Origin of the sequence: Stutzerimonas degradans (genome assembly GCF_024448505.1) — a bacterium.
Taxonomy (GTDB): Bacteria; Pseudomonadota; Gammaproteobacteria; order Pseudomonadales; family Pseudomonadaceae; genus Stutzerimonas; species Stutzerimonas degradans.
The window spans coordinates 151964-177923 of record NZ_JAMOHV010000009.1; the positions used below are offsets into that span (position 1 = coordinate 151964).

At 63.8% G+C, this 25960-nt stretch carries 20 protein-coding genes; 12 read left to right on the top strand and 8 right to left on the bottom strand.

Going from position 1 to position 25960, the window contains the following annotated elements; genetic code table 11:
• The first annotated feature begins 6 nt into the window (after positions 1-6).
• From NAV27_RS13320 to htpG, 11 genes are all read left to right on the top strand, one after another.
• Positions 7-2838 (top strand): 2-oxoglutarate dehydrogenase E1 component, encoded by a 2832-nt coding sequence (locus tag NAV27_RS13320; RefSeq protein ID WP_102828556.1) that lies wholly within the window; start codon positions 7-9, stop codon positions 2836-2838.
• Between the two features lie 74 nt (positions 2839-2912).
• Positions 2913-4133 (top strand): 2-oxoglutarate dehydrogenase complex dihydrolipoyllysine-residue succinyltransferase, encoded by a 1221-nt coding sequence (gene odhB, locus NAV27_RS13325; protein ID WP_102828555.1) that lies wholly within the window; start codon positions 2913-2915, stop codon positions 4131-4133.
• Between the two features lie 97 nt (positions 4134-4230).
• Positions 4231-5667, top strand: coding sequence for a dihydrolipoyl dehydrogenase (gene lpdA, locus NAV27_RS13330; RefSeq protein ID WP_008568840.1), 1437 nt, complete (start codon positions 4231-4233; stop codon positions 5665-5667).
• A 201-nt stretch (positions 5668-5868) separates the two neighbouring features.
• Positions 5869-7035: an ADP-forming succinate--CoA ligase subunit beta gene (sucC, locus tag NAV27_RS13335; RefSeq protein WP_102828554.1), complete on the top strand. Its 1167-nt coding sequence runs from the start codon at positions 5869-5871 to the stop codon at positions 7033-7035.
• Complete coding sequence (sucD, locus tag NAV27_RS13340) at positions 7035-7922, top strand: succinate--CoA ligase subunit alpha (protein ID WP_102828553.1); 888 nt, start codon at positions 7035-7037, stop codon at positions 7920-7922. The genes sucC and sucD overlap by 1 nt, the downstream gene beginning before the upstream one ends.
• Positions 7923-8231: 309 nt before the next feature.
• Positions 8232-9539 carry a branched-chain amino acid transport system II carrier protein gene (gene brnQ, locus NAV27_RS13345; protein WP_077683351.1) on the top strand — a complete coding sequence of 436 codons (1308 nt, stop codon included), beginning with the start codon at positions 8232-8234 and terminating at the stop codon, positions 9537-9539.
• A gap of 88 nt (positions 9540-9627) precedes the next feature.
• Entirely contained in the window at positions 9628-10353 is a 726-nt protein-coding gene (locus tag NAV27_RS13350) for a DUF599 domain-containing protein (protein ID WP_043298418.1), read from the top strand.
• A 57-nt stretch (positions 10354-10410) separates the two neighbouring features.
• On the top strand, positions 10411-10872 hold the full coding sequence (locus NAV27_RS13355; protein ID WP_008568832.1) for a PaaI family thioesterase: 462 nt from the start codon (positions 10411-10413) through the stop codon (positions 10870-10872).
• Positions 10869-11315 (top strand): PaaI family thioesterase, encoded by a 447-nt coding sequence (locus NAV27_RS13360; protein WP_008568831.1) that lies wholly within the window; start codon positions 10869-10871, stop codon positions 11313-11315. Before NAV27_RS13355 ends, NAV27_RS13360 begins: the two co-directional genes overlap by 4 nt.
• Before the next feature lie 56 nt (positions 11316-11371).
• Positions 11372-12610 carry an MFS transporter gene (locus NAV27_RS13365; protein ID WP_102828552.1) on the top strand — a complete coding sequence of 413 codons (1239 nt, stop codon included), beginning with the start codon at positions 11372-11374 and terminating at the stop codon, positions 12608-12610.
• A 138-nt stretch (positions 12611-12748) separates the two neighbouring features.
• Positions 12749-14653 (top strand): molecular chaperone HtpG, encoded by a 1905-nt coding sequence (htpG, locus tag NAV27_RS13370; protein ID WP_043298422.1) that lies wholly within the window; start codon positions 12749-12751, stop codon positions 14651-14653.
• Between the two features lie 96 nt (positions 14654-14749).
• Here the strand turns inward: htpG and NAV27_RS13375 are convergent, their stop codons facing one another.
• From NAV27_RS13375 to NAV27_RS13395, 5 genes are all read right to left on the bottom strand, one after another.
• Positions 14750-15901, bottom strand: a complete 1152-nt coding sequence (locus tag NAV27_RS13375; protein ID WP_102828551.1) for an acyl-CoA dehydrogenase family protein — start codon at positions 15899-15901, stop codon at positions 14750-14752.
• 34 nt (positions 15902-15935) lie between these two features.
• Positions 15936-17030 (bottom strand): enoyl-CoA hydratase/isomerase family protein, encoded by a 1095-nt coding sequence (locus NAV27_RS13380; RefSeq protein ID WP_102828550.1) that lies wholly within the window; start codon positions 17028-17030, stop codon positions 15936-15938.
• Positions 17023-17922, bottom strand: coding sequence for a 3-hydroxyisobutyrate dehydrogenase (gene mmsB, locus NAV27_RS13385; RefSeq protein WP_102828549.1), 900 nt, complete (start codon positions 17920-17922; stop codon positions 17023-17025). The genes NAV27_RS13380 and mmsB overlap by 8 nt, the downstream gene beginning before the upstream one ends.
• A gap of 165 nt (positions 17923-18087) precedes the next feature.
• Complete coding sequence (locus tag NAV27_RS13390) at positions 18088-18861, bottom strand: enoyl-CoA hydratase (protein ID WP_102828548.1); 774 nt, start codon at positions 18859-18861, stop codon at positions 18088-18090.
• Positions 18862-18904: 43 nt separating this feature from the next.
• Positions 18905-20410: a CoA-acylating methylmalonate-semialdehyde dehydrogenase gene (locus NAV27_RS13395; protein ID WP_102828547.1), complete on the bottom strand. Its 1506-nt coding sequence runs from the start codon at positions 20408-20410 to the stop codon at positions 18905-18907.
• 160 nt (positions 20411-20570) lie between these two features.
• On the opposite strand from NAV27_RS13395, the gene NAV27_RS13400 reads away from it, so the two are divergent.
• Complete coding sequence (locus tag NAV27_RS13400; RefSeq protein ID WP_102828546.1) at positions 20571-21470, top strand: LysR family transcriptional regulator; 900 nt, start codon at positions 20571-20573, stop codon at positions 21468-21470.
• Between the two features lie 38 nt (positions 21471-21508).
• On the opposite strand, the gene NAV27_RS13405 is transcribed toward NAV27_RS13400, so the two are convergent.
• From NAV27_RS13405 to NAV27_RS13415, 3 genes are all read right to left on the bottom strand, one after another.
• A complete protein-coding gene (locus NAV27_RS13405; RefSeq protein WP_369805837.1) occupies positions 21509-24652 on the bottom strand; it encodes a biosynthetic peptidoglycan transglycosylase in 3144 nt (1047 codons plus the stop codon).
• A 114-nt stretch (positions 24653-24766) separates the two neighbouring features.
• Entirely contained in the window at positions 24767-25525 is a 759-nt protein-coding gene (locus NAV27_RS13410) for an SIR2 family NAD-dependent protein deacylase (RefSeq protein ID WP_102828544.1), read from the bottom strand.
• 88 nt (positions 25526-25613) lie between these two features.
• The gene (locus NAV27_RS13415; protein ID WP_102828543.1) at positions 25614-25958 is read right to left on the bottom strand and encodes a YgaP-like transmembrane domain; all 345 of its coding nucleotides are present in this window, start codon (positions 25956-25958) and stop codon (positions 25614-25616) included.
• Between the last annotated feature and the right edge of the window lie 2 nt (positions 25959-25960).

Here is a 25960-nt window from a genome sequence, read left to right on the forward strand (position 1 = left end):
CCAGACATGCAAGAAAGCGTAATGCAGCGCATGTGGGACAGCGCCCACCTATCCGGTGGTAACGCTGCCTATGTGGAAGAGCTTTATGAGCTCTACCTGCACGACCCCAACGCAGTGCCCGAAGAGTGGCGCACTTATTTCCAGAAGTTGCCTTCTGGCGGCAGCGCGGCAGCAGACGTGTCGCACTCGACGATTCGTGATCATTTCGTGTTGCTGGCGAAGAACCAGCGTCGCGCACAGCCTGTCTCTGCAGGCAGTGTCAGCAGCGAGCATGAGAAGAAGCAGGTCGAAGTCCTACGGCTGATCCAGGCATATCGACTGCGGGGTCATCAAGCGGCGCAGCTTGATCCCCTGGCACTGCAGCAGCGTCCGGTTCCCGCTGATCTTGCGATCACCAACTACGGTCTGACCGACGCAGATTTGGATACCGTCTTCCGCACTGGCGATCTGGCGATAGGCAAAGACGAAGCCAGCTTGCGTGAAATCCTGAAGGCGCTGCAAGAGACGTATTGCCGCACCATCGGCGCGGAGTTTGCCCATATCGTTGATTCCGAGCAGCGCAACTGGTTCATCCAGCGCGTTGAAAGCGTACGTAGCCGTCCCGAATTCTCGCCGGAAATCAAGGGCCATCTACTGGAGCGACTGACAGCCGCTGAAGGGCTGGAAAAATATCTCGGCACCAAATATCCGGGGACCAAGCGTTTCGGTCTAGAGGGAGGTGAGAGCCTGATTCCGATGCTGGACGAAATCATCCAGCGCTCCGGCTCCTACGGCACCAAGGAAATCGTCATCGGCATGGCCCACCGCGGCCGCCTCAACGTGCTGGTCAATACCTTCGGCAAGAATCCGCGCGACCTGTTCGACGAATTCGAAGGCAAGAAGGTCGAAGGCCTCAGCTCCGGTGACGTCAAGTATCACCAAGGTTTCTCTTCCAACGTAATGACTCCCGGTGGAGAGATCCATCTGGCGATGGCTTTCAACCCCTCGCACCTGGAAATCGTTTCGCCGGTGGTCGAAGGTTCGGTGCGTGCTCGTCAGGATCGTCGCTGTGATCCAGCCGGCGACAAGGTTCTTCCGGTAACCATCCACGGTGACGCCGCTGTCGCCGGTCAGGGCGTGGTGATGGAAACCTTCCAGATGTCGCAGACGCGTGCGTACCGCACCGGCGGCACGATCCGCATCGTGGTTAACAACCAGGTCGGCTTTACCACTAACAAGCAGGAAGATGCGCGCTCCACCGAGTACGCGACCGACGTTGCGAAGATGATCCAAGCGCCGATCTTCCACGTTAACGCAGACGATCCTGAAGCGGTGCTGTTCGTCACCCAGCTCGCGGTGGATTATCGGATGCAGTTCAAGCGCGATATCGTGCTGGACCTGATCTGCTATCGCCGTCGCGGTCATAACGAGGCCGACGAGCCGAGCGGCACCCAGCCGCTGATGTATCAGAAGATCGCCAAGCAACGCACCACCCGTGAGCTGTACGCAGATGCGCTCATCCAGTCCAATGTGCTGGACGCTGAACGTGTTCAGGCCAAGGTCGATGAGTATCGCACCGCGCTGGATAACGGGCTGCACGTGGTCAAGAGCCTAGTCAAGGAGCCGAACAAGGAACTCTTCGTTGACTGGCGCCCGTATCTGGGCCATGCGTGGACCGCACGTCATGACACCAGCTTCGATCTGAAGACTCTGCAGGATCTGTCCAGCAAGTTGCTGAGCGTCCCGGAAGGCTTTGTCGTCCAGCGCCAGGTGGCCAAGATCCTTGAAGACCGGCAGAAGATGGGCGCGGGAGCGCTGGCCATCAACTGGGGCTTCGCGGAGACCATGGCCTACGCAACGCTGCTGTTCGAAGGCCACCCAGTGCGTATCTCTGGCCAGGACGTCGGTCGCGGCACCTTCTCGCATCGCCATGCTGCGTTGCACAATCAGAAGGACGGCAGCACCTACATCCCGCTCCAGCACATCTATGAAGGGCAGCCGCGTTTCGATCTGTACGACTCGTTCCTTTCCGAGGAAGCGGTTCTGGCGTTCGAATATGGCTATGCCACTACTACTCCCAACGCCCTCGTGGTTTGGGAGGCGCAGTTCGGCGACTTCGCCAACGGTGCGCAGGTCGTTATCGACCAGTTCATCACCAGCGGCGAACACAAGTGGGGCCGTCTCTGCGGTCTGACCATGCTGCTGCCGCATGGTTATGAAGGGCAGGGCCCGGAGCATTCCTCCGCACGTCTGGAGCGCTATCTGCAACTGTGCGCCGAGCAGAACATCCAGGTCTGCGTACCAACCACCCCGGCTCAGGTTTATCACATGTTGCGTCGGCAGGCGATTCGCCCGCTGCGCAAGCCGCTGATCGCCCTGACGCCGAAGTCGCTGTTGCGTCACAAGCTCGCGATCTCGACGCTGGAGGAGCTTACCGAGGGTTCGTTCCAGACCGTTATCCCGGAGATCGATCCGATCGAAGCGGCCAAGGTCGAGCGCGTGATCATGTGCAGCGGCAAGGTCTACTACGACCTGCTGGAAAAGCGCCGCAACGAAGGTCGCGACGATATCGCCATCGTGCGTATCGAGCAGCTCTATCCGTTCCCTGAGGAGGACCTCGCCGAGGTGCTGGCGCCTTATCAGAACGTCAAGCACATCATCTGGTGTCAGGAAGAGCCGATGAATCAGGGCGCGTGGTACTGCAGCCAGCACCATATGCGCCGCGTCGCGACTGCGCATAAGAAGGAACTGTTCCTGCAATACGCTGGTCGTGATGCATCCGCGGCCCCGGCGGTCGGTTATGCATCGATGCATGCCGAACAGCAGGAAAAGCTCCTGCAGGACGCCTTCACCGTTTAATCCATTGCTATTGCGAGAGGCCGCGCACGACGCGGCCTCGATGCAGAAAATCGAATCAAATAGGACTCCTGATAATGGCTATCGAGATCAAAGCCCCTACCTTCCCGGAATCGGTTGCCGACGGCACCGTAGCAACCTGGCACAAGCAGCCGGGTGAGGCGGTCAAGCGCGACGAGCTGATCGTCGACATCGAAACCGACAAGGTCGTCATGGAAGTACTGGCCGAGGCTGACGGCGTTCTCGTCGAAATCGTCAAGAACGAGGGCGACACCGTTCTCAGCGGCGAGCTGCTCGGCAAACTGGAGGCAGGTGCCACTGCTGCGGCACCGGCAGCTGCGGCTGCTCCGGCTCAGGCGCCTGCGGCGGCTACTGCTCCGGCCGCCACCACCGAAGATGCGATCCTGGCTCCGGCGGCGCGCAAGCTGGCCGAAGAGAATGGCATCGATCCGAACAGCCTCCGCGGCACCGGCAAGGATGGTCGCGTAACCAAGGAAGACGTGGTCGCTGCCGTCGAAGCCAAGAAATCCGCTCCGGCCGCTGCCGCCAAGCCCGCTGCTCCGGCTGCCGCCGCGCCGATCTTCGCTGCCGGGGATCGCGTCGAGAAGCGCGTGCCGATGACCCGTCTGCGTGCCAAGGTCGCCGAGCGTCTGGTCGAAGCCCAATCGTCGATGGCCATGCTGACCACGTTCAACGAAGTCAACATGAAGCCGATCATGGAGCTGCGCGCCAAGTACAAGGACCTGTTCGAGAAAACCCACAACGGCGTTCGTCTGGGCTTTATGTCCTTCTTCGTCAAAGCAGCGGTAGAAGCGCTCAAGCGTCAGCCCGGCGTCAACGCCTCGATCGATGGTAACGACATCGTCTACCACGGCTACCAGGACATCGGTGTTGCCGTCTCCAGCGATCGTGGCCTGGTGGTCCCGGTTCTGCGCAACGCTGAGCACATGACGCTGGCCGAGATCGAAGGTGGCATCAACAACTTCGGCAAGAAGGCCAAGGCCGGCAAGCTGACCATCGAAGAAATGACAGGCGGTACCTTCACCATTTCCAACGGTGGTGTCTTCGGTTCGCTGCTTTCCACGCCGATTGTCAACCCGCCACAAACCGCTATTCTCGGTATGCACAAGATCCAGGAACGCCCGATGGCCGTTAATGGTCAGGTGGTTATCCTGCCGATGATGTACCTGGCGCTGTCCTACGATCACCGCCTGATCGATGGTAAGGAAGCAGTTACCTTCCTGGTCACCATGAAGGACCTGCTGGAAGATCCGGCTCGCCTGCTGCTGGATATCTGACAAAACAGCTACAAGCGACAAGCGGCACGCTGCTCGAAAGAGGAGCCCCGCTTGTGGCTTGTGGCTCGTTGCCTGCTGCTTAGAAAGAGGATTCGTAATGAGCCAGAAGTTCGACGTCGTCGTCATCGGGGCTGGCCCCGGTGGCTATGTGGCCGCTATCAAGGCGGCACAGCTGGGATTAAAAACCGCCTGTATCGAGAAGTATCAGGGCAAGGATGGTAAAACTGCGCTGGGCGGAACCTGCCTGAACGTCGGTTGCATCCCTTCCAAGGCGCTGCTGGACAGCTCGTACAAGTACCATGAGGCTCACGAGAGCTTCAAAGTCCACGGCATCAGCACCGGTGAAGTGGCGATGGATGTGCCGACGATGATCGCGCGCAAGGATCAGATCGTCAAAAACCTCACCGGCGGCGTTTCTGCGCTGATGAAAGCCAATGGCGTTACTGTCTTCGAAGGTCACGGCAAACTGCTGGCCGGCAAGCAGGTCGAGGTGACTGGTCTGGATGGCAACGTCCAGACCCTGGCGGCCGAGAACGTCATTCTGGCGTCCGGTTCCACTCCGGTGAACATTCCGCCGGCCCCGGTCGACCAGAAGGTTATCGTCGATTCCACCGGCGCCCTGGATTTCCAGAGCGTGCCGAAGAAGCTGGGCGTGATCGGCGCTGGTGTTATCGGTCTGGAGCTGGGTTCGGTATGGGCGCGTCTGGGCGCTGAAGTGACCGTAATCGAGGCGATGGACAAGTTCCTGCCGGCCGCCGACGAGCAGATCGCCAAGGAAGCTTTCAAGGTCCTGACCAAGCAGGGTCTGAAGATTCTGCTGGGTGCGCGTTTGACCGGTTCGCAGGTGTCTGGTGATCAGGTCACCGTCAGCTTCACCAGCGCCGAAGGCGAGCAGCAGATGACGTTCGACAAACTCATCGTTGCTGTTGGTCGTCGCCCGGTCACTACCGATCTGTTGGCTGCCGATGCTGGTGTCGACATGGACGAGCGTGGCTTCATCTTCGTTAACGACCAGTGCGCTACCAGCGTTCCGGGCGTCTATGCCATCGGTGACGTGGTACGCGGCGCGATGTTGGCGCACAAAGCGTCCGAAGAGGGCGTGATGGTTGCCGAGCGCATCGCCGGTCACAAGACCCAGATGAACTACGACCTGATTCCGTCGGTTATCTACACCCACCCGGAAATCGCTTGGGTCGGCAAGAGCGAGCAAGCTCTCAAGGCCGAAGGCGTCGAAGTGAACGTGGGCGTGTTCCCGTTTGCGGCCAGCGGTCGTGCGATGGCGGCCAACGACACTGCAGGTCTGGTCAAGGTCATCGCCGATGCCAAGACCGATCGCGTGCTGGGCGTTCATGTGATGGGTCCGAGTGCTGCCGAACTGGTCCAGCAGGGCGCCATCGGCATGGAATTCGGTACCAGTGCCGAAGACCTGGGCATGATGGTGTTCTCGCACCCGACGATGTCCGAAGCGCTGCATGAAGCGGCACTGGCGGTCAATGGCCACGCCATTCACATCGCCAATCGCAAAAAGCGCTAATCGCTAAACGCTTTTTGTGAAAAAAGCCCGGCCTGTTCCTAGGAACACGTCGGGCTTTTCTTTGACTAAAGTAGAATGCTTTTCGGTCAATACAGGTTCCTGAAAGGTATCTCGAATAGTTTTCAGGAACTTGCGTTGAAGGGGGCAGGGCGCGTCAGGGGCCCTGCTTGAATGCAGTACCTAAAAACAACGGTAAGAAGCATGAATCTTCACGAGTACCAAGGTAAGCAGCTGTTCGCTGAATATGGTCTGCCGGTTTCCAAGGGCTATGCGGTCGACAGCCCGAAAGAAGCTGCCGAGGCCTGCGACAAGATCGGTGGCACCGAGTGGGTGGTCAAAGCGCAGGTCCATGCCGGCGGTCGCGGCAAGGCGGGCGGCGTCAAGCTGGTTCGCAGCAAGGACGAAGCCCGAGCCTTCGCCCAGCAATGGCTCGACAAGCGACTGGTAACCTACCAGACCGACGCCAACGGGCAGCCGGTCAGCAAGATCCTCGTCGAAGCCTGCACCGATATCGACAAGGAACTCTACCTGGGCGCGGTCGTTGATCGTGCCAGCCGGCGCATCGTGTTCATGGCGTCCACCGAAGGTGGTGTGGATATCGAGAAGGTCGCGCATGACACCCCGGAAAAGATTCTCAAGGCGACCATCGATCCGCTAGTCGGTGCGCAGCCGTTCCAGGCGCGTGAACTGGCGTTCCAGCTGGGGCTGAAAGGCGATCAGGTTAAACAGTTCGTGCACATCTTCGTCGGCCTGGCGCAGCTGTTCAAGGATTACGACCTCGCGCTGCTGGAAGTGAATCCGCTGGTGATCAAGAAGGACGGCAACCTGCATTGCCTGGACGCCAAGATCAACATCGACAGCAACGCTATCTATCGCCAGCCGAAGCTGCGTGACATGGCCGACCCGTCGCAGGATGACCCGCGCGAGGCGCATGCGGCCAAGTGGGAGCTCAACTACGTCGCTCTGGACGGCAACATCGGTTGCATGGTCAACGGTGCGGGACTGGCGATGGGCACCATGGATATCGTCAACCTGCACGGCGGCAAGCCGGCCAACTTCCTCGATGTCGGCGGTGGTGCCACTGAGGAGCGCGTCACCGAGGCGTTCAAAATCATCCTCTCCGACAGCAACGTCGCCGCGGTGTTGGTGAACATCTTCGGTGGCATCGTGCGTTGCGACATGATCGCCGAGGGCATCATCGGAGCAGTGCGCGAAGTAGGCGTGCAGGTACCGGTAGTGGTGCGGTTGGAGGGCAATAATGCCGACCTGGGCGCCAAGATGCTGAGCAAAAGCGGGCTGAACATCATCGGTGCGCAGAGCCTGACCGATGCGGCCATTCAGGTTGTCAAAGCCGCGGAGGGCAAGTAATGAGCGTGCTGATCAACAAGAACACCAAAGTCATCTGCCAGGGTTTTACCGGCTCGCAGGGTACCTTCCACTCCGAGCAGGCGATTGCCTATGGCACGCAGATGGTCGGTGGCGTCACGCCGGGCAAGGGCGGCACGCTGCATCTCGGTCTGCCGGTGTTCAATACCGTCAAGGAAGCGGTAGATGCGACGGGTGCCGATGCCTCGGTGATCTACGTGCCGGCGCCGTTCTGCAAGGATTCGATCCTCGAGGCCGCTTTCGGCGGTATCAAGCTGATCGTCTGCATCACCGAGGGCATCCCGACGCTGGACATGCTCGAAGTGAAGATCAAGTGCGATGAACTGGGCGTGCGCCTGATCGGGCCGAACTGCCCGGGCGTTATCACTCCCGGCGAGTGCAAGATCGGTATCCAGCCTGGGCATATCCACCAGCCGGGCAAGGTCGGCATCGTTTCCCGTTCCGGCACGCTGACCTATGAAGCGGTCAAGCAGACGACGGACGCCGGTTTCGGCCAGTCCACCTGCGTCGGTATCGGTGGCGACCCGATCCCGGGCTCGACGTTCATCGATATCCTGACCCTGTTCCAGAACGATCCGCAGACCGAAGCCATCGTCATGATCGGCGAGATCGGTGGTTCGGCCGAAGAAGAGGCCGCCGCGTTCATCAAGGCCAACGTCACCAAGCCGGTGGTGTCCTATATCGCGGGCGTCACCGCGCCGGCGGGCAAGCGTATGGGCCACGCGGGTGCGATCATTTCCGGCGGCAAGGGTACGGCGGATGAGAAGTTCGCTGCCCTGCAGGACGCCGGTGTGAAGACCGTGCGCTCGCTGGCAGACATCGGCAAAGCGCTTGCCGAGGTCACCGGTTGGAGCATGAAGGGCGCCTGATCGCTCTGTTGCTTGTCGAAGGCCACCCCAGCGGGTGGCCTTTGCGTTTTCTACGCCTGAACCGACGGTTTGCCTCGGCATACATGGCAGGACAATGGCATCATTGCCGCCCTCAGCGTCGTCTGCTGTCTTCACGAGAGATGCAGGCGCGCAACAATGGACCGACCCAATCAGGCCGAGATCCGATTTCCAAACTCACGGAGACTTCCCAATCCATTTCCGCCGTTGCGATCAGAATGCCGGTGCCTCTTCAGGTTCTGGCGGCATTGCTGTTCTCGATGGCCACATCCTTTCCGGTAGTTGTTTCGCATGAATCGTTTGAAAGGCTTCGATCTGCTGGCCCTTGGCTTCATGACATTCGCGCTGTTCCTTGGCGCCGGCAATATCATCTTCCCGCCCAGCGCTGGTATGGCCGCTGGTGAATTCATCTGGCAGGCGGCGCTAGGCTTCCTGTTCACCGGCGTAGGGCTGCCGCTGTTGACGGTCGTGGCACTTGCTCGCGTGGGCGGCGGCATGGACCGGCTCACCGCGCCGCTCGGCCGGGGCGCCGGTACGTTGCTGGCGATCGCGGTGTACCTGGCAATCGGTCCGCTGTTCGCCACCCCGCGCACGGCCGTGGTGTCGTTCGAGATGGGCATCGCGCCGTTCACCGGCAATACGGCGGCGCCGCTGCTGGTCTACACCGCGCTGTTCTTCACCGCTGTGCTGTTCCTGGTACTGAACCCCGGGCGTCTGGTCGACAGTGTCGGCAAGATCATCACGCCCGTGCTGCTGGCGGCGCTGCTGGTACTCGGTGGAGCTGCGCTGTTTCTGCCGGCAGGTGAAATCGGCAGTGCCGCCGAGAGCTATCGTGCCAGTCCGATGATCAAGGGCTTTCTCGAAGGCTACCTGACGATGGATACGCTCGGCGCGCTGGTCTTCGGTATCGTCATCGCCACTGCGATCCGCGACAAGGGCGTGAGCGACGCGACACTGGTGACTCGGTATTCGATGACGGCCGGCGTGATTGCAGCGATCGGCCTGTCGCTGGTCTACCTCTCGCTGTTCTACCTCGGGGCCACCAGCCAGGGTATCGCCGGGGACGCGCAAAATGGCGTGCAGATCCTGACCAGCTACGTCCAGCACACCTTCGGTACGATGGGCAGCATGTTGCTGGCCGTGGTTATCACGTTGGCCTGCCTGACCACGGCAGTTGGCCTGACGGCCGCTTGCGGTGAGTTCTTCAGCGCGCTGCTGCCGGTTTCGTACCGCAACGTGGTGATTGTGTTCAGCCTGTTCAGCCTGCTGGTGGCCAACCAGGGTCTTACCCAGCTGATCAGCGTTTCGGTACCGGTGCTGGTAGGTCTGTATCCGCTGGCCATCGTGTTGATCGCGCTGAGTCTGCTCGATCGGCTCTGGGTCTCGCAGGCGCGGGTGTTCCGGCCGGTGATGGCGGTGACGCTGATTTTTGGTGTGACCGACGGGCTGGCTGCGGCTGGTTTCACCCAGCTGGTTCCCGCCTGGTTCGGCGCGCTGCCGCTGGCCGCGCAGAGCATGGGCTGGCTGGTGCCGGCCTTGGTGACCCTCATCGTTGCCGCGCTGGTCGATCGTCTGCTCGGCAAGCATCGGCAGGTATGAGCGCACGGGTGGCTCCTCGCTACCGCGCACGGGTGCTGGCGATCATGCGACCTCGCTATAATCCGGCGCAGTTCACGAGGGGCTGCCCATGATGTTTGCCGATCATCTTCTGCCGCATGTAGTCGCGGTTGTCTGGTTCATCATTTGCTGGGTTGGCTATACCCGCTATGCCACCTGGCGCGGCCGCGACACCGCCTGCCTGGCTAGTGTGCTGCATTTGTACCGCCAGGACTGGATGCAGCGCCTGCTGTTGCGCGACAACCGCATTGCCGATGCCAACGTGATCGGCAATCTCGAGCGCAATGCCTCGTTCTTCGCCTCCAGTACGCTGATCATCCTCGCCGGTGTGCTCACCGCGCTGGGTGCTTCCGATCGCGCGGTCTCGCTGCTGGCGGATCTGCCCTTCGCCCAGCCGGTCAGTCGCGGCCTCTCGGAAATCAAGCTGCTGGGGCTGGCGGTGGTTTTCGTCTACGCTTTCTTCACCTTCAGCTGGTGCATGCGCCAGTACAACTTCGCGGCGGTGCTGGTGGCTTCCGCGCCGATGGCCGGTGAGCGCAACGTCAGCGATCACGAGCGCAAGGCGTTCGGCCAACGCGCGGCGCGTGTTCTCTCGATGGCGGCCAACCAGTTCAACTTCGGTCTGCGCGCCTACTACTTCGGCATGGCGACGCTGGCCTGGTTCATCCACCCGTGGTTCTTCATGGCGGTCACCACCGGTGTGGTCCTGGTGCTCTATCGTCGGGAGTTCCACTCCGACGTGCTCAGGGTCATGGTGTTCACGCCAACTTCCATCAGCGATTCGCTCAAGGAGTAGGGCAGGTACTGGCGAGCCGCTATGATGCCCGGCTCGATTGATCATCCGAGCGTGCAGATGAGCGATAGCCAGATTCTCGAACGTACCCAGCGTTTTCTTTCCCTGCTGCGGCACTGCCAGGTGCTGGGCCTGAGCGTTGAACATGCCGACCGCAGCGGACTGACCCTGCGCCTGCCGTACAGTGAAAAGCTGATCGGCAATCCCGAAACCGGCGGCATTCACGGCGGCGCGATCACCACGTTGATGGATACCACCTGCGGCATCTCCACGGCCTGCGCCTTGCCCGAGCTGGAGGTCTGTCCGACGCTCGACCTGCGTATCGACTACATGCATCCGGCCGAACCGGGGCACGATGTGTTCGGCTTCGCCGAGTGCTATCGAGTGACCCCCACGGTGATCTTCACCCGCGGCGTCGCCTACCAGCGCGATATCAACGAACCGATCGCCCATGTGGTCGGCGCCTTCATGCGCATGGGCAAGGGCACGCAGCCAGCAGGCGGAAAGGGCACGCAGGCATGAGCAAGATGAACTTCAACGAGCTGGTTCGTCAGGCGCATGCCAGCAACGATTACGATCCGCTGATCAATCTGGTGCCCTACGCACGTCTGATCGGCATCGAGTGCCTGCGTCTGGGCGACGACATGGTGTTCCGCCTGCCGCAGAACGAAGACAACATCGGCAATCCGATGCTGCCGGCGATCCACGGCGGCGTCATTGCGGGCTTCATGGAACACGCCGCGATGCTGCATCTGCTGATGTTCATGGGCGCTCCGCATTTGCCGAAAATCATCGACTTCTCGATAGATTATCTGCGGGCCGGTCACTATCGTGACACCTTCGCTGCCTGCCAGGTCTGGCGCCAGGGCCGCAGGGTCGCCAACGTCGCGATCACTGCCTGGCAGACCACTCAGGCCGAACCCATCGCCACCGCACGCTGCCATTTCAAGATCGACGAACCCTGACGTTGCACATGGGGCGGCCGGCTGGCGACCACCCACGTGTGATTCAAGGATTGTGAATGGATGCGTTGTTGATTCTCGGCGGTGTGCTGTTGACCCTCGTCGGGCTCGTCTGGCTGGTAAGCCTCGCTTTCGCGACCAGCCTGTTCTGGGGCATCGGCAGTCTGCTGCCGCCTATCACCCTGGCATATGTGGTGCGCCACTGGAACGTGGCGCGCAAGGCCATGCTGGTCATCGGGCTGGGTTTCATCCCGACGATCGTCGGCCTTTCCTTGCTGGCCGCGCGCGATCCGGAGCGGCTGACGGCGATCTTCAGCCTGCAGTGGCTGCCGCGGGAGGTGAAGCCCGAACTGGACACCGAGCTGCGCGGCCAGCTGAACGGCCGCACCTTCAAGCCGCAATATGGTGAGCTGATCGACGGCGTGCTGACGTTGCGTGCCGGCACGGAGTTCTTTGCCCAGCAGGAAGTCAGCATCCATCTGCCCGCAGCGGTCAGCGGGGCACTGGCGCTGGATGTGCTGCCGGACGATGAAGGCGCGCTGCCGGTGGTCCATCTTTCATGGCTGGAGCCGGGGCGTGAACTGCCCGAGTCTCGGCGCATCACGCGCGGCTATACCCTGCATCTCAATCTGGTGCCGGAGGCGCCCAACCGGCTGCGCGGGGATTTTCATCTGGTCATGCCGCCGCACTTTGCGACCAGCCTGAGCGGCAAGGTCGAGCTTTACAGCAGCCACCTGCGCTTTCGCGACGGTGCTGTCGACCGCCGGCACGACTCCGCCGATACGCTGGCCTATGTCGTACGCGACTACCTGCAACGTCGCCACCATACCCGTGATGTCGAGCTGGCGCCGCTGGATGACATCAAGCTGCCGGCCGCCCGGCTGGAGCTGACGGTGCGTGGGCAGATCGCTGGTGAAGCGGCCGAGCAACCGCTGGTGCTGCTCAAGACCGCGCAGGGCTGGACGGTGGACGGCGACGATTACCCGCCGCTGGCCGTCGAGTCGCAGCCCGAGGCGAAACCGCGCGCGGCCGAGGCGCAGCCGGTTGCCGTAGCGCCGACCAGCAACCTCGACCGTCGGCCACGCTTTTCGTTGGAGCGGCTGCTGCAAAACCCAGGCCGTTACGAGCATCTGCTGGTGCGCGCGCACACCGAGCGAGGAGGCCTTGCGGAAGGGCGTTTCGCCGGGCTCGACAAGGACGGCAACCTGCGTATCCGCCGGGTCATCAGCGGTCCCGGCGAGGCTTACTACAACCTGGCACCGGGCGAGATCGTCCTGCTGGAACTCCTCGAACCGTAAACGCTGCCCGGTGAACCACTCGGCCGTTGCACGCCTGCGCGGCGGCCGCCACCCTTGAAATCCGTCACTCGAACCCCATCTGCCTGACACTGCCGCAGCCGCGGCCCGTGCCAATCGACGATGTGGAGTGTGTGACCGATGAGTGTGGAGACTCAAAAAGAAACTCTGGGCTTCCAGACCGAAGTGAAGCAGCTGCTTCACCTGATGATCCATTCGCTGTACTCGAACAAGGAAATCTTCCTCCGCGAACTGATCTCCAACGCCTCCGACGCGGCCGACAAGCTGCGCTTCGAGGCGCTGGCCAAGCCCGAGCTGCTCGAGGGCGGCGCCGAGCTGAAGATCCGCCTGTCGTTCGACAAGGATGCCAAGACCGTGACCCTAGAGGACAACGGCATCGGCATGAACCGCGAGGACGTCATCGCCCATCTGGGCACCATCGCCAAATCCGGTACCGCTGACTTCCTGAAGAACCTCTCCGGCGACCAGAAGAAAGATTCGCATCTGATCGGCCAGTTCGGTGTCGGCTTCTACTCGGCTTTCATCGTCGCCGACAAGGTCGATGTCTACAGCCGCCGCGCCGGAACACCGGCGAGCGAGGGCGTGCACTGGTCCTCGCAGGGTGAGGGCGAATTCGAAGTTGCCACCATCGACAAAGCCGAGCGCGGCACCCGCATCGTCCTGCACCTGAAGAAGGGCGAGGAAGAGTTCGCCGATGGCTGGCGCCTGCGCAACATCGTCAAGAAATACTCCGACCACATCGCGCTGCCCATCGAACTGCCGAAAGAATTCCATGGCGAGGAGAAGGACAAGCCGACCGAACCCGAGTGGGAAACCGTCAACCGCGCCAGCGCCCTGTGGACCCGTCCGCGCAGCGACGTGAAGGACGAGGAATATCAGGAGTTCTACAAGCACGTCGCCCATGACTTCGAGAACCCGCTGGCCTGGAGCCACAACAAAGTCGAAGGCAAGCTGGAATACACCTCGCTGCTCTACGTGCCAGGTCGCGCGCCGTTCGATCTGTACCATCGCGAAGCGCCCAAGGGCCTCAAGCTGTATGTGCAGCGCGTGTTCATCATGGACCAGGCCGACGAGTTCCTGCCGTTGTACCTGCGCTTCATCAAGGGTGTGGTCGACTCCAACGATCTGTCGCTGAACGTCTCGCGCGAAATCCTGCAGAAGGACCCGGTGATCGACAGCATGAAATCCGCGCTGACCAAGCGTGTGCTGGACATGCTGGAGAAGCTCGCCAAGGACAAACCCGAGGACTACCAGAGCTTCTGGAAGCAGTTCGGCCAGGTGCTCAAGGAAGGTCCGGCGGAGGATTTCGCCAACAAGGAGAAGATTGCCGGCCTGCTGCGCTTCGCCTCCACCAGCGACGCCTCCGGCGAGCAGTCGGTGTCGCTTGCCGACTACCTCGGCCGCGTCAAGGAAGGCCAGGACAAGATCTACTTCCTCACCGGCGAAAGCTATGCGCAGGTCAAGAACAGCCCGCACCTGGAAGTCTTCCGCAAGAAGGGTATCGAAGTGCTGCTGCTCACCGACCGCATCGACGAGTGGCTGATGAGCTACCTCACCGAGTTCGACGGCAAGCAGTTCGTCGATGTGGCCCGCGGTGATCTGGACCTCGGCAAACTGGACTCCGAAGAAGACAAGAAGGCCCAGGAAGAAATCGCCAAGGCCAAGGAAGGGCTGATCGAACGCCTGAAAGGTGCGCTCGGTGACGAAGTGGCCGAGGTGCGTGTGTCCCATCGTCTGACCGATTCGCCGGCGATCCTCGCCATCGGCGAGCAGGATCTGGGCCTGCAGATGCGCCAGATTCTCGAAGCCAGTGGGCAGAAGGTGCCGGAAGCCAAGCCGATCTTCGAGTTCAACCCGCAGCACCCGCTGATCGAGAAGCTGGATGCCGAGGCTGACGAAGACCGTTTCGCCGACCTCTCGCACATCCTCTTCGACCAGGCCGCACTGGCGGCCGGTGACAGCCTGAAGGACCCGGCTGCCTACGTGCAGCGCCTGAACAAGCTGTTGGTGGAACTCTCCGCCTGATCTGAAACAGCGGCTGAAAAAGGCCCGCTTCTCACCCCATCATTCACGTTCCCGTGGATGGCGAGGCGAGGGCGGGCCTTCGTGTTTCTGTGCGGATTACAGCGGGTAGTGGGCCAGCTCGCGGGCGATCAGCAGGCGCTGGATTTCGCTGGAGCCTTCGTAAATCTGCGTGATGCGCGCATCGCGGTAATAGCGCTCGACCGGGTAGTCCTCCAGGTAGCCGTAGCCGCCGTGTATCTGCACCGCCTGCGAGCAGACCTTCTCGGCCATCTCCGAGGCAAACAGCTTGGCCTGTGAAGCCTCGGACAGGCAGGGCAGGCCGGCACTCTTCAGTCGCGCGGCATGCAGGATCAGCAGGCGCGCGGCGTTCAGCTGGGTCTGCATGTCGGCGAGCATGTTGGCGATGCTCTGGTGCTCGGCGATCGGCTTGCCGAACTGCACCCGCTCGCGCGCATAGCGCAGCGCGGCCTCGAACGCGGCGCGGGCGATGCCGAGCGCCTGCGCGGCGATGCCGATGCGACCGCCTTCCAGGTTCGACAGGGCGATGGCCAGGCCCTTGCCACGTTCACCGACCAGGTTTTCCTGTGGGATGCGACAGTCGCTGAGCGATACCGCGCAGGTGTCCGAGGCGCGGATGCCCATCTTGTGTTCGCTGCGTTCCACGGCAAAACCGGGGGTGTCGGTGGGTACGAGAAACGCGGAGAGTCCTTTCTTGCCTAGTTCTGGGTCGGTGACGGCGAAGACGATGGCCAGCTTCGCGCGGCCCGCGTTGCTGCAGAACTGCTTGCTGCCGTTGAGCACCCAATGGTCGTCCACCAGTTCGGCACGGGTGCGCAGGTTGTGCGCCTCCGAACCGGCCTGCGGTTCGGTGAGGGCGAAGCAGCCGATGGCGCGACCGCTGGCCAGTTCCGCCAGCCACTCGTCCTTCTGCGCCTGCGAACCGTAGTTGAGCAGCGGGCCGCAGCCGACCGAGTTGTGGATACTCATCAGCGCGCCGGTGGCGCCGTCGCCGGCGGAGATTTCCTCCACGGCCAGGGCGTACGCCACGTAGTCGATATAGCTGCCGCCCCATTGCTCCGGGACGACCATGCCAAGCAGGCCCAGCTCGCCCATCTGCGCCACCAGCGCGTCGTCGATCCAGCCGGCCTTCTCCCAGGCCTGCGCGTGAGGCGCGATCTCGCGGCGGGCGAAGTCGCGCGCCATGTCGCGGATCATGCGTTGGTCTTCGCTGAGTTCGAGGTCATGCATAGCGCTGTCCTTCTTGTCGTTGGCGTGCCGGAGCTCAGACCGTGGCGCTGCGCCGGGTCTTGCCGGAGGCGGTCTTGAAACCGGCGAAAAACGCCTGTACCCGTTCGGGGGTGACTTCGGCCAGCGTCGGCGGGTTCCAGCGTGGTGACTTGTCCTTGTCGATGATCAGCGCGCGCACGCCTTCCATGATGTCGCCCTGGGCGAACCACTGGCGATCCAGATGCAGTTCCAGGGCGAAGCACTCGGCCAGCGGCAGGTCGCGACCACGGCGCAGCATCTCCAGCGTCACGCACATCGCCAGCGGCGAGCGGCTGTCGAGCACCTTGAGGGTTTCCTCGGCCCAATCGCTGAACTCGCTGCGGGTTTCGGCGGCCAGCGAAGCGCGAATGGCCGCTACGTCGTGCTGGCCGAAATGCTCGTCGATGGCCTGGTGCAGGGCCTTCAGCTCGGAGCCGGGCAGGCGGTTGGTACCAAGGGTCGCCACCAGCGTGCGCAGCGCCTCCTGTGGATGGATGCTCCAGCTCATGTGATCGAGGCAGCGATCCAGCTCGGCGATCTGCTCGTGACTGATGCACCAGTCGGCCAGGCCGGCATGCAGCGCGTCGGCCGCGCGGATCGGCAGGCCGGTCACGCCCATATAGGTGCCCAGCTCGCCGGGCAGACGCGAGAGGAAATAGCTGCCGCCGACATCCGGGAAATAGCCGATGCCGACTTCTGGCATGCCCATGCGCACCCGTTCGCTGATCACCCGCAGCGCAGCGCCTTGCACCAGGCCCATGCCGCCGCCGAGGACGAAGCCGTCCATCAGCGCCAGCAGCGGCTTGGGGTAGGCGTGGATGTACTGGTCGAGGGCATATTCCTCCTCGAAGAAGGTCTCGTGCTCGGTATCGCCGCGCTTGAAGCTGTCGTACAGCGAGCGGATGTCGCCGCCGGCGCAGAAGGCCTTCTCGCCGTTGGCGCGCAGCACCACGGCGTGAATTGCCGGATCGACCGCCCACGCACGCAACTGCTGGTCGAGCAGGCGCACCATCTCCAGGTTCACTGCGTTGAGCCCGGCCGGGCGGTTGAGGGTGAGGTGGCCGATGTGGTTGCGCACGGCCGCCAGCACGGGGCGTTCGGTTTCACTCATGGGTGGAATCCTTGCGGTACTGATTGATGATCGCGGAGAAGTCCAGGCCGCCGTGGCCCTGTGCACTGAAGGCCTGGTAGAGCTGCTGGGCCAGCGCGCCGAGAATCACTGGTTGGCGCGCCTGCTTGGCGGCTTCGGTGGCCAGACCCAGGTCCTTGAGCATCAGGTCGGTGCCGAAACCGCCACTGTAGCCGCGCGAAGCCGGCACGTTCTCCAATACGCCGGGGAACGGGTTGTAGGTGTCCGAACTCCAGCAGCGACCGCTGGAGGTATTGATCACCCCCGCCAGAGTCTTGGCATCCATGCCCAGTGCTACGCCCAGCGCCATGGCTTCGGCCACGCCGATCATGGAGATGCCCAGCAGCATGTTGTTGGCGACCTTGGCCACCTGGCCGTTGCCGCTATCGCCGCAGTGGATGATGTTCTTGCCCATGGCCTCGAGTATCGGCCGGGCGCGCGCGAAGTCCGCCGTGCTGCCGCCGACCATGAAGGTCAGGGTGCCGGCGGCCGCGCCGCCGGTGCCGCCGGAGACCGGCGCATCGAGCATCGGGTTGCCGTGCTGGGCGGCCACCGCGGCGACGTCGCGGGCGCTGTGCGGGTCGATGGTCGAGCTGTCGATCAGCAGCACGTCGGGGCGCACGTTCTGGATCAGTCCGTCGTCGCCCAGGTAGACGCTGCGCACGTGAGGCGCGGCGGGCAGCATGGTGATGATGACGTCGGCGTTGCCGCGGGCGATGGCGCCCGGCGATTCGGCTGGCAGCGCACCCGCTTGAACCAGCTCGCGCACTGCGGCGTCGTTGAGGTCGAACACGCTGAGCGCGTAGCCGGCCTTGAGCAGGTTGCGCGCCATCGGCGCGCCCATGTTGCCTAGTCCGATGAATCCGATATGCATGGCTCGTTCCTTTTGCAGCCCATCCGAAAGCTACTGCGCTAGGCTCTGCGGCGTTGAAATCCCCCTCGAAAGCTCATTTACGACTTGTAAACTCCGCTTCCTCGGGTGATTTCGCCTTGCATAGCCGTCGCTCGCGACGCTTTCGAACGGCCTGTTGAGTGTGGCTCAGCGGTTCTTGAACTCCGGTTTGCGCTTCTCGGCAAACGCGGCCATGCCTTCCTTCTGGTCGGCGGTGGCGAACACCGAGTGGAACACCCGGCGCTCGAAGCGGATGCCCTCGGCCAGCGTGGTTTCAAAGGCGCGATTGACGCTTTCCTTGACCATCATGGTGGCGGGCAGCGATTTCTCGGCGATCACCCGGGCGGCCTTCAGCGTTTCCTCCAGCAGGCTTTCCTGCGGGAAGATGCGCGCCACCAGGCCGGCGCGCTCGGCCTCTTCGGCATCCATCTGGCGGCCGGTCAGGCACAGGTCCATGGCCTTGGCCTTGCCCACGGCGCGGGTCAGGCGCTGGGTGCCGCCGATGCCCGGCAGCACGCCGAGGTTGATTTCCGGCTGGCCGAAGCGGGCGTTGTCAGCGGCGTAGATCATGTCGCACAACAGCGCCAGCTCGCAGCCGCCGCCCAGTGCGTAGCCGGCCACCGCGGCGATCAACGGCTTGCGCCGGCTGGCGATGCGGTCCGCCTCGGCGAAGAAGTCGTCGAGGTAGATCTGCGGGTAGTTGAGGTCGGCCATTTCCTTGATGTCGGCACCAGCGGCGAAGGCCTTGGCCGAGCCGGTGAGCACGATGCAGCCGACCTCAGGATCGGCCTCGAGCTGGCCGAGGGCGCTGTTCAGCTCGCTGATCAGCTGGCTGTTCAAGGCGTTGAGTGCGTGCGGGCGGTTCAGGGTGATCAGCGCGACGCGATCCTGGATGTCGACGAGCAGGGTTTCGAATGTCATGAGCGTTCCTTGAGGGCCGGCGTGCTCGCCGGCCCGTTGCGGGTCACTTGAGGTTGATGGTGGTGTTGACTGTGGAGCCGACCGCATCCTCATCGAACCAGCGTTCGGTGACGGTCTTGGTCTGGGTGTAGAACTGCACCACCTGCTTGCCGTAGGGGCCGAGGTCGCCGAGCTTGGAGGCGCGCGAGCCTGTGAAGGAGAACATCGGCACCGGCACCGGAATCGGCACATTGATGCCCACCTGGCCGATGTCGATCTCTTCCTGGAAGTGCCGCGCCGCGGCGCCCGAGCGGGTGAAGATGGCGGTGCCGTTGCCGTTCGGGTTGGCGTTGATCAGCGCGATGGCTTCGTCCATCGTCGCCGCGCTCATCACGCACAGCACCGGGCCGAAGATTTCTTCCTGGTAGATGCTCATCTCGGCTTTCACGCCGGAGAAGATCGTCGGTGCGACGAAGTTGCCCTTGTCGAAGCCGGCCACCTGCGGGTTACGGCCGTCCAGCTCCAGGGTCGCGCCTTCGGCGACGCCGCGTTCGATCAGCCCGCTGACGCGATCCAGCGCGGCGCAGGAGACCAGCGGGCCGAGGTCGGCGCCCGGCTCGGTGCCGGCGCTGATCTTGAGCGATTTCGCCTTGGCCACCAGATCGGGAATCCACTGCTGCGCCTCGCCGACCAGCACCACGACCGACAAGGCCATGCAGCGCTGGCCGGCGGCACCGAAGGCGGCGCCGGCGATGGCGTTGAGGCTCTGCTCCTTGTGCGCATCAGGCAGCACGATGGCGTGGTTCTTCGCGCCCATCATGCACTGCACGCGCTTGCCGGCGGCGCTGGCACGGTTGTAGACGTGAGTACCGACGCGGGTCGAGCCGACGAAGGACACCGCCTTGATGACCGGGTGATCGCATAGCGCATTCACCACGTCCGGGCCGCCGTGCACCACGTTGAGTACGCCTGGCGGCACGCCGGCTTCCAGCGCCAGTTCGCACAGGCGCATGGTGACCATCGGGTCTTGTTCGGAGGGCTTGAGGACGAAGGTGTTGCCGGTGGCGATGGCCATCGGGAACATCCACAGCGGGATCATCGCCGGGAAGTTGAACGGGGTGATGCCGGCGCAGACGCCCAGCGGCTGCAGCAGGGTGTAGGTATCCACACCGCTGGCAACGTTGTTGGCCAGTTCGCCGAGCTGCAGGTTGCCGATACCGGCGGCATGCTCGACCACTTCCAGGCCGCGGAACACGTCGCCCTCGGCATCGGGCAGGGTCTTGCCCTGTTCGGCGGTGAGGATGGCCGCCAGCTCCTTCATATGCTCGCGGATCAGCTGCTGATAGCGGAGGAAGATGCGCGCACGGGCACCGATCGGCGTCTTGCGCCAGGTCTTGAATGCCTCGGCGGCGCTGGCGACGGCGCGGTCGACTTCCGCCGCGGTGGCGAACGGCACGCGGGCCAGCACTTCCTGAGTGGCGGGATTGACGACGTCGCGCCAGTCTTGGGTGGTGGATTCGACGAACTCGCCGCCGATCAGCAATTTCACGCTGGGGATGGAACCGGTCATATCGCTCTCCGCCTGATTAGGCTCAGTTGTTGTTATCGGCTCGCGGACAGCTGCGAGAAGCTGCCTTGATCCTAGCAATGCAAAAAAACGCAAGACAATGCGGTCGGCTGCAGAGTCGTTGTGCAAATATGCACGGGAACCAACGACCAGAGCGGCAAACATGGACTGGGACAACCTGCGTTACTTTCTCGAAGTGGCCCGCGCGGGGCGACTGACCACGGCGGCAAGGCGGCTGGCGGTCGATCACACCACGGTTTCGCGGCGTCTGCAGGCATTGGAAAAAAGCATGGGCGCGCAGCTGTTCCTGCGCGAACCCGGCGGCTATCGCCTCACCGAAGCCGGGCGCAACCTGCTGCCGCGGGTCGAGGCGATGGAGAGCGCCAGTGCCGCCATCGAGCATTCGCTGCCGAGCATGGGCGACGGTCTTTCCGGGCAGGTGCGCATCGGCGCCACCGAGGCTTACGGCACGGTGATGCTGGCTGGGCAGCTCACCGGTCTGAGCCGGCGCTATCCGCATCTGAACATCGATCTGCTGGCACTGCCGCGCGCGGTGCGCCTGTCGCGTCACGAGGCAGACATCGTCATTACCCTGGAGCGCCCGGAGCGCGGCCCGTTCATCATCACCAAACTGACCGACTACGTGCTGCGGCTGTATGCATCGCCCGGCTACCTGGCCGAGCATGCGCCGATCCGCAGTCGCGACGATTTGGCCGCGCATCGCTTCGTCAGCTATGTCGACGATCTGCTGTTCAGCAAGGAGCTACTGTTTCTCGACGGCATTGCCGACGCCCGCTCCATCGGCCTGCGCAGCACCAGCCTGCTGGCCCAGCAGGAAGCGGTGGCGATGGGCGCGGGAATCGCCATCCTGCCGGCGTTTTCCGCCGATGCCGATCCGCGCCTGCAGCTGCTGTTGCCCGACGCGGTGAGCTTCACCCGCACGTTCTGGATGCTGATGCCCATCGAGTTCAAGGATCTGGCGCGCATGCGCACCACCTGGGACTACCTCAAGGAGCTGGCACAGCAGAATCAGGCACGGCTGCTGGGCTTGCCCCCAAATTAAGGCGCGCCGTACTCGCTCCGGCGCGCCTCTGGCTTTGCCTATTGCGTGCCCGGCGTACCGGCGGTGAGGCGCGTCGGTTGGGCCGACGGTACCTGGCGGCTCGGTCGGGGCGGCTGGCAAAGGCTGTCGGCGCCGGCCTGCAGGTAGGGCTGCAGGATCGGCGCCATGCCCTTGAGCGTCTGGACCGGCAGTGCCGAGGTGAAGCGGAAGCTGTCGGCCGTCTGCCCGGGTACGTAGGCCGTCAGCGTGCCGAAATGATTCGGCCCCAGGTAGAAGACGAAGGTGGCCGTACGGTTCATCGCCAGCGAGCTGATCAGCCGGCCGCCGGCCGCGACGGTGTCGATACGGTTGTCGCCGGTGCCGGTCTTGCCACCGACGCGCAGCGGACTGCCGTCGCTCTGCACGAAGCTGCCCTGCAGGCGCCGCGCGGTGCCGCCTTCCACAACCTGGGCAAGGGCCTCGCGCAGGGTCGCGGCCACCTCGCGCGGCAGTACCTGCTCGCCGATGTTCGGGCGTATGCCGAGGCGGGTCTCGTAAGGCGTGCCTTCGGCGAAGTGCAGGCTGTCGATGCGCACGCTCGGCAGGCGCACCCCGTCGTTGAGGATGATGCCCATCAGTTCGGCCAGCGCGGCGGGTCGGTCGCCCGAGCTGCCCAGCGCGGTGGCCAGCGATGGCACCAGGTTGTCGAACGGATAGCCCAGCCGCTGCCAGCGTCGATGGATGTCGGTAAAGGCCTCGACCTCCAGCATGATGCGGATACGGCTGTCGCGAGCGCTCTTGTGCCGGCTGCGGAACAGCCAGCCGTAGACTTCCTGGCGTTCGTCGCGGCTGGCGGCGACTACCTCCGACAGGCTGGCGCCGGGATGCTGGATCAGGTAACCGAGCAGCCACAGGTCCAGCGGGTGGGTGCGCGCGATGTAGGCCTGGTCCGGCAGGCTGAACGCGCCGGGGCCGTAGCGGGTGTACAGCGCGTCCAGATCCTTGGCGTCGAGAGCGGCGGCCGGCAGACGCGAGGTCAGGAAGTGATCGAACGCCGCGCGCGGCGCGTCAGGCAGCAGATAGCGATGCACCGCCGCCAGCCGTACCGGCGTCGGGCGCATACCCTGCAGGAAGGTTTCGATACGCTGCTCGGCGGACTGCCCGCGGTACTTGCGCCAGAACCGCTGCAGGAAGATCGAGCCCTCGCGGTCGGCGAACTGGGTGAGGTATTCCAGGCGCCGCGGGTCCTTGTCGTTCTTCAGCAGCTCGGCGCTGTTGATCGCCTCATGCGTGCTGTAGCTCACCAGATCGCGCATCAGCCGCACGAACGGCAGGTTCAGCGATTCGCGTAGCGCATCGCGCACGCTGGCGATGCGGTGGTCGTCCTCGCGGCGGAAGTTGTTGAAGTGGTGCAGCCCGGCGCCGGTGAAGAAGCGCTCGGCCGGACTTGCCGAGTAACGCCGCTCCATCGCCGCATCGAGCATCGCCGGTAGGCTGCGATCACTGCTCTGCGCCAGGTAGGCCACGGCCCAGCGGCTGAGCGGGTCGCGTACCTCCAGTTCGCGCAGCTGGCGCGTGTCGAGGATCGAGTAACGCTGGTGCAGCTCGGCGATCATCTCCAGATAGGTGGTCAGCACGCGCAGCTTGGCGGTGGAGCCGAGTTCCAGCTTGCTGCCTTCGTTGATGTCGAACGGCTGGTTGGTGTTGTCGGTCTGCACCCGCACGCGGAAACCCTGCTCGCCGCGCTCGAACAGCGTGAAGCTGTAACGTACGTCGGCGGTCTTCTCCGGCGAGAGCATGCGTTCGCCGAACAGGCCGACCTCAGCGGCCACCTGGGGGTCGGCAAGGCTCGCCAGGTAGGCGCTGATCTTGGTCTGCAATTCGCCCTGCAGCGGCGTGCTGGCGGTGAGGTCGAGGCGGTCGAGATCGTACAGCGGCATGCCCAGCAGGCCGGCCAGGCGCATGCGCGCGACGCTGATGCCCTTGGTCGCCTCCACCGTACGGATCGCCGGCTCGCGCTGCAGATCGCGGAACTCGACCTGCTGGGCGAGGGCGGCCTCGCGCAGGCGGGTATCGACGATGCCGCCGGCGGCCAGCAGGCGGATGTGGCTGTCGGTCAGTGACGCCAGCTCCTTGCGGCCGGCGCCGAGGTAGTAGGATGGCCGACGCTGCGCGATCAGCAGCGAAAGCACCTGGCGCAGCGCCAACCCGCGGGCCTGGAGGTCGCTGTCGGCGTTGCGGCGCGGATCGAGCAGGCGATTAACCTCGGCGAAATCGGCGCCGTACCACAGCCGCAGGCCATCGGCGATGCCGTGGACCTCGCCATGACCCGACGCCGCCGAGAGCGGCACGCTGTTGAGATAATCGCGCACGATGCGCTGGCGGGCGGCAAGCGTCTGCGGCCCTTCGCGATAGGTGCGCACGCTGGCGGAAACCATCTGCCGCAGCTTCTCCTGCGGATCGCCGGTGCGCCCCTCGGGCGAATGGCGATATTTCTCCACCTGCGTCGCCAGGGTGCTACCGCCGGATGCCTGGCCACCGAGGCCGAGGCGTTTTTCCAGCTGGCTGATCGCCGCCTTGGCGAAGCGCGGCCAGTCCACCGCCGGGTTGACGGTCGGCCGGCTGGCGTCCAGCAGGCCGCGATCCTCGATGAACAGCAGGCTCAGTGCCACCAGCGGCGGAATGTCCTCGAAACTCTCGTAGAACTGCTGCGGGTAGCTGTTGGTATACAGCGGCAGGCCACGGCAGTCGTAGATGGTCAGGCCGACCTGCGACTGGTGCCGATAGGGCACGAAGAAGCCGCGACTGGCGTAGTCGAGCAGCGTTGGCGAAAAGCGCGCCTGCGCCTGCACCTCGAAGCCGCGCGCGCTCAGCCGTTCGATGAACGTTGGTAGCTGCACGTAGCCCAGCCGGCGGTCGAACGGACCGTCCTCGGGGAAGCGGATTTCGCTGCTCGGGCCGGGGGCAAGGTGATAGTCCAGGCTCGCGGCATAGCGGCTGACCCAGCGGGCCTGCCACTGCGAAGTCTGCAGCTCATGCCAGGTGGCATAACCCCCCACGCCAAACAGTGTGGCGAACAGCAGCAGGCCGAGCGGGCGCATCCGGCGGCGATCCTTCTTCGGTGTGGGTTTTCGGGAACGGTTATTCGGAGCGCATTGCGAGCGCCCTGCGGGAGGAGTGTCGGACCGCCATACTGCGCCCATATCGTGTGCCTGGCTTCCTGCAAGTTGCTGATAGCAGTCTAGTTCTGGCCGCGACTATAAGCGAAGCGAGATGGATGAACGGAAGGCTCAGCGGCGCGGCCTGGCGGGGTGCAGTCAATCGTTGAAGGCGGCCTGGAGCAACTGCGGCATCAGCTGCGCCGCCGTACCACGCAGCAGGAACTCGCGTTCGGCATGGCTGCCGAGCGGTTGCGGGTTGACGTGCGCCAGCACGGCACCGGCCCGCCAGGCGCGTTCGGGGATCTGTGCGGCGGGATGCACCACACCAGAAGTGCCCACGGAAATCAGCACATCGCAACTGTCGGCCGCGGCGAATGCTGCGGTGAGTGCCGCTTCCGGCAGGCTTTCGCCGAACCAGACCACGCCGGGACGCAGCCTGCCGCCGCAGTGTTCGCAGCGCGGCGGTTCGAGGTGGCGGCCGCCTTCGGGTTCGTCGGGCAGGCCGAGCGGCTGGCTCGGTGAGCGTGCGCAGGCGAAGCAGCGCGGCTGGTGCAGACTGCCGTGCAAGTGGATCACCTCGGTACTGCCGGCGCGCTCGTGCAGGTCGTCGACGTTCTGCGTCACCAGCGTGAGCTTCGGCACCCGCTGCGCCAGTGCGGCGATGGCGAGGTGGGCTGGATTCGGCCGCGCCAGCAGCACCTGCATGCGGCGCCACTCGTACCAGCCCCAGACCAGCGCAGGGTCCTGGCGAAATGCATGTGCGGTTGCCAGCGTCGCCGGATCGTAGCGCTCCCACAGACCGCTGGGCGTGTCACGGAACGTGGCGATGCCGCTCTCGGCCGAGACGCCAGCACCGGTGAACACCTGCACGTGACGCGCGCCGCGCAAGGCGGTGATGAGCGCTGCGGGAATCAAAGCGAACTCCTGTTTCCGAAGCCGGCCCGTGTCGTAGGGCGGGGTTGCCAGCTATACCATCGGTGTCAGGGTTTCTCCAGCGCGGCCGTCAGGTGCGGGAGGTGGACAGCTCGTGGCCCATCGGTGTCGCGTCGGGCAGGCTGACGCTGGCGCTCTCGAAATCCGGACTGTGGACTTCCGAATCCAGCGGCATATGACTGTAGCGAGCTGGCGCCGGCTGGCGCTGCGGAGGTGTCGCGCTGAGCAGTCGCTTGGCCTCGCAGCGACCGCTGATGCCGCGTAACAGCACCAGAGCGCCGGCCGCTGCCTGCAACAGCCCGCTCGCACCGCCGCGGCGCGCCCCCAGGCCAAGCAACAGCAGGCCGCCGGCCAGCGAGGCAGCGCGTTCCCAGCCATGCACGTTCTGGTCGCGGGATTCGTAGGGTGAGTTCATCG

Excerpts from the sequence above, each read along its gene's own strand:
- NAV27_RS13350 (WP_043298418.1), top strand. The coding sequence starts at position 9,628 with ATGATGTTTGCCGATCATCTTCTGCCGCATGTAGTCGCGGTTGTCTGG.
- NAV27_RS13405 (WP_369805837.1), bottom strand. The coding sequence starts at position 24,652 with ATGGGCGCAGTATGGCGGTCCGACACTCCTCCCGCAGGGCGCTCGCAA.
- NAV27_RS13395 (WP_102828547.1), bottom strand. The coding sequence starts at position 20,410 with ATGACCGGTTCCATCCCCAGCGTGAAATTGCTGATCGGCGGCGAGTTC.
- NAV27_RS13390 (WP_102828548.1), bottom strand. The coding sequence starts at position 18,861 with ATGACATTCGAAACCCTGCTCGTCGACATCCAGGATCGCGTCGCGCTG.
- htpG (WP_043298422.1), top strand. The coding sequence starts at position 12,749 with ATGAGTGTGGAGACTCAAAAAGAAACTCTGGGCTTCCAGACCGAAGTG.
- sucC (WP_102828554.1), top strand. The coding sequence starts at position 5,869 with ATGAATCTTCACGAGTACCAAGGTAAGCAGCTGTTCGCTGAATATGGT.
- NAV27_RS13360 (WP_008568831.1), top strand. The coding sequence starts at position 10,869 with ATGAGCAAGATGAACTTCAACGAGCTGGTTCGTCAGGCGCATGCCAGC.
- NAV27_RS13400 (WP_102828546.1), top strand. The coding sequence starts at position 20,571 with ATGGACTGGGACAACCTGCGTTACTTTCTCGAAGTGGCCCGCGCGGGG.
- sucD (WP_102828553.1), top strand. The coding sequence starts at position 7,035 with ATGAGCGTGCTGATCAACAAGAACACCAAAGTCATCTGCCAGGGTTTT.
- NAV27_RS13375 (WP_102828551.1), bottom strand. The coding sequence starts at position 15,901 with ATGCATGACCTCGAACTCAGCGAAGACCAACGCATGATCCGCGACATG.
- NAV27_RS13380 (WP_102828550.1), bottom strand. The coding sequence starts at position 17,030 with ATGAGTGAAACCGAACGCCCCGTGCTGGCGGCCGTGCGCAACCACATC.
- NAV27_RS13365 (WP_102828552.1), top strand. The coding sequence starts at position 11,372 with ATGGATGCGTTGTTGATTCTCGGCGGTGTGCTGTTGACCCTCGTCGGG.
- mmsB (WP_102828549.1), bottom strand. The coding sequence starts at position 17,922 with ATGCATATCGGATTCATCGGACTAGGCAACATGGGCGCGCCGATGGCG.
- odhB (WP_102828555.1), top strand. The coding sequence starts at position 2,913 with ATGGCTATCGAGATCAAAGCCCCTACCTTCCCGGAATCGGTTGCCGAC.
- NAV27_RS13415 (WP_102828543.1), bottom strand. The coding sequence starts at position 25,958 with ATGAACTCACCCTACGAATCCCGCGACCAGAACGTGCATGGCTGGGAA.
- NAV27_RS13320 (WP_102828556.1), top strand. The coding sequence starts at position 7 with ATGCAAGAAAGCGTAATGCAGCGCATGTGGGACAGCGCCCACCTATCC.
- NAV27_RS13355 (WP_008568832.1), top strand. The coding sequence starts at position 10,411 with ATGAGCGATAGCCAGATTCTCGAACGTACCCAGCGTTTTCTTTCCCTG.
- lpdA (WP_008568840.1), top strand. The coding sequence starts at position 4,231 with ATGAGCCAGAAGTTCGACGTCGTCGTCATCGGGGCTGGCCCCGGTGGC.
- brnQ (WP_077683351.1), top strand. The coding sequence starts at position 8,232 with ATGAATCGTTTGAAAGGCTTCGATCTGCTGGCCCTTGGCTTCATGACA.